This window comes from Bradyrhizobium sp. (assembly GCF_019242285.1).
Taxonomy (GTDB): domain Bacteria; phylum Pseudomonadota; class Alphaproteobacteria; order Rhizobiales; family Xanthobacteraceae; genus Bradyrhizobium.
In genome coordinates this window covers 1-3,357 of record NZ_JAFAVV010000201.1, presented here as the reverse complement: position 1 = coordinate 3,357, position 3,357 = coordinate 1, and the positions used below count along the sequence as shown (strand labels likewise).

Here is a 3,357-nt window from a genome sequence, read left to right as displayed (position 1 = left end):
CTACACAAGGCCACCTTTCGTGCTCTATGGCACGCTGTGGATTCTGCTGATCGCGTTTTTGACCATCAACCTGCCCTCGGCCTATCAGCAATTGCAGGCGGCGTTCGCCACCATCCACCCGGAGCTCGAGGATGCCAGCCGCATTCTCGGGGCGACGCGGCTGCAGACCTTGGGCGGCATCGTCGCGCCGCTGCTCCGCACCGGCGTGATCGCGACCTGGTGTTTCATTTTCATCGGCGTGATGCGTGAATTGTCGGCCGCGATCGTGCTGTTCACGTCGCAGACCAAGGTGCTCTCCGTCCTGATCTATGACCTCAACGAAAGCGGCGACCTCGCCGCGATCTCGGTGCTCGGCATCGCGATGCTGGTGATCACGTTTGCCGTGGTGCTGGTGGTCAACCGCATCCCGATGTTCGGCGCGAACGCAAGGTAGTGCGTAGGGTGGCTAAGTCGTTCCGCAACGATCCTATGCATCGTCGCGGAACGACGTGCCCACCATCGTCTCGACAGCGGCTCTGGATGGTGGGCACGCTTTCCGCCTTTGCGTGGCACGCATTGGTGCACGGGGCCGCTTAGCCCACCTACGGATCGGAGCGCGCGGCCCTTCTGGCGCCGACGTCCGGCAACCCCTATATCGGAAGCCCATCTGCTTGCGAGGTCCTCCGTGACAGCCAAACCATCCGCCCCCGTCGCCCCGCGCCGGCCGCATTCGTTCACCGTGCATGGCGTCACCATGACCGACGACTATGCCTGGCTGAAGGACGCAGACTGGCAGGAGGTGCTGCACGATCCGCAGGTGCTGGATCAGGACATCCGCAAGCATCTCGAAGCCGAGAACGCCTATGCCGAAAGCTTCCTCGGTTCCACCGCCACCTTGCAGAAGAAGCTCGTCGCCGAGATGCGCGGGCGCATCAAGGAGGATGATTCCTCGGTGCCCTCGCCCGACGGGCCGTATGCCTATTTCCGCAAATTCCGCGAGGGCGGCCAGCACGAGATGTTCGGCCGCATGCCGCGGGGTGGCGGCGAGGAGCAGATCGTGCTCGATGGCGACGAACTCGCCAAGAGCCATGATTACTTCAGGTTCGGCGGCAGCCGGCATTCCCATGACCACAGGCTGCAGGCCTGGAGCGCCGACACCAAGGGCTCGGAATACTTTTCGATTCGCGTGCGCGAGTGGGAGACGGGGCGCGATCTCGATGACGTCGTGGAGGAAACCGACGGCGGCGTGGTGTGGGCGCTCGACGGCAGGAGCTTCTTCTATGTCAAGCTCGACGACAACCATCGCCCGATGCAGGTATGGCGCCATCGGCTCGGTATCGCACAGGCCGATGATGTTCTCGTCTACGAGGAGCAGGACTCAGGCTGGTTCACCCATCTGCACGAATCGACCAGCGGCCGCTTCTGCGTGATCGCGGGCGGCGACCACGAGACTTCCGAGCAGCGCCTGATCGATCTCGCCGCACCCGATTCCCCGCCCCGCGTGATCGCATCGCGCGAAAATGGCGTGCAATATTCGATCGCCGACCGCGGCGATGAATTGTTCATCTTGACCAATGCGGATCGCGCGATCGACTTCAAGCTCGTCACCGCGCCGCTGGCGGCGTCGGACCGCGCCAACTGGCGCGACCTGGTCCCGCATCGCGCCGGCGTCTATGTGCTCGACTACGATCTCTATTCCGGCCATCTGGTGCGGCTGGAGCGCGCCAATGCCTTGCCGTCGATCGTGATCCGCGATCTCGCAAGCGGCGAGGAGCACGCCATCGCCTTCGACGAGGCGGCCTATTCGCTCGACACCATGGGCTCCTACGAGTTCGACACCACCAATCTGCGCTTCTCCTATTCGTCGATGACGACGCCGTCGGAAGTCTACGACTACGACATGGGCAGCCGCACGCGGACCTTGCGCAAGCGGCAGGAGATTCCCTCCGGCCACGACCCGGCCGACTATGTCACCACCCGCATCATGGCCAGGGCGCAGGACGGCGCCGAGGTGCCGGTGTCGCTGCTGCACCGGCGCGACTTCCTACGTGACGGCCGCGCGCCGCTCTTGCTCTATGGCTATGGCTCCTATGGCATGGCGATGCCGGCGTCGTTCAATACCAACCGGCTGTCGCTGGTGGATCGCGGCTTCGTCTATGCCATCGCGCATATCCGCGGCGGCACCGACAAGGGCTGGGGCTGGTATCTCGACGGCAAGCGCGAGAAGAAGACCAACAGCTTTGACGACTTTGCCGCCTGTGCGCGGGCGCTGATCGATGCGAGATACACCAGCGCGAAGCGCATCGTCGGCCATGGCGGCAGCGCCGGCGGCATGCTGATGGGCGCGGTTGCCAACCGCGCCAGCGAGTTGTTTGCCGGCATCGTCGCCGAGGTGCCGTTCGTCGACGTGCTCAACACCATGCTCGACGACAAGCTGCCGCTGACGCCGCCGGAATGGCCGGAATGGGGCAACCCGGTCGCGAGCGAGAAGGATTTCCGCACCATCCTGTCCTACTCGCCCTATGACAATGTTGCGGCGAAGGCTTATCCGGCGATCCTGGCGATGGCGGGACTGACAGACCCGCGCGTCACTTATTGGGAGCCGGCGAAATGGATCGCGCGCTTGCGCGCGACCATGACCGGCGGCGGACCGGTGCTGTTGCGCACCAACATGGGCGCCGGCCACGGCGGCGCCTCCGGCCGTTTCAACCGCCTCGACGAGATCGCGATCGTCTATGCGTTCGCGCTGTGGGCCGCTGGGATGGCAGGGGATGTGTAGGGTGGGCCAAGCTTTGCCTGCGCTCGAAGAGCGGAGGCAAAGCGTGCCCACCATGCTGAGCCATTGAGTCGCTAGATGGTGGGCACGTCGCTTCGCGCCTTAGCCCACCCTACGATATACGACTACTTCCTTCGTCGTGCCGCCGCGGCTGATGCATCCACCACGTTGTCGACCTCCTCGCGCCAGCGCAGGATCTCCATCGCCAGCACCGGATGATTGAAACCCTTGAGCACGAGATCGTCGAGCGGGCGCGCCTCGACCCAGGGCTCGACCATGCCATGGACCCTCCGGCTCACCACGATCTGGTTCGCCTTGGCCTCGTCGCACAGCCGCGAGGCGAGATTGGTGACGCTGCCGATCGCGGCATATTCCAGCCGGTGCTCGAAGCCGATCTGGCCGAGCGTGGCGTAGCCGAGCGCAATGCCCATGCCGAAGCCGAGGCTGTGCCCGCGGTTGCGCCATTTGCGCGTCAGCGCGCCGACCTGGTCGCGCATCTCGCAGGCCATCTTCACCGCGCGCGCGGTGTGATCCTCGAACTTGATCGGCGCGTTGAACAGGATCATCACGCCGTCGCCGGCATAGCGGTCGAGCGTGCCCTC

The 3,357-nt window shown here is 64.7% G+C and carries 3 protein-coding genes; 2 read left to right on the top strand and 1 reads right to left on the bottom strand.

Features of this window, described 5'->3' with window-relative positions; genetic code table 11:
* Both JOY90_RS07590 and JOY90_RS07585 read left to right on the top strand, forming a co-directional pair.
* Positions 1-433: iron ABC transporter permease (locus JOY90_RS07590; RefSeq protein WP_291690530.1), on the top strand; the 433-nt coding region annotated here is incomplete at its 5' end.
* A 231-nt stretch (positions 434-664) separates the two neighbouring features.
* Positions 665-2,758: a S9 family peptidase gene (locus JOY90_RS07585; RefSeq protein WP_291690529.1), complete on the top strand. Its 2,094-nt coding sequence runs from the start codon at positions 665-667 to the stop codon at positions 2,756-2,758.
* A gap of 122 nt (positions 2,759-2,880) precedes the next feature.
* On the opposite strand, the gene JOY90_RS07580 is transcribed toward JOY90_RS07585, so the two are convergent.
* The coding region (locus JOY90_RS07580; protein WP_291690528.1) for an adenylate/guanylate cyclase domain-containing protein at positions 2,881-3,357 on the bottom strand (477 nt) is incomplete at its 5' end.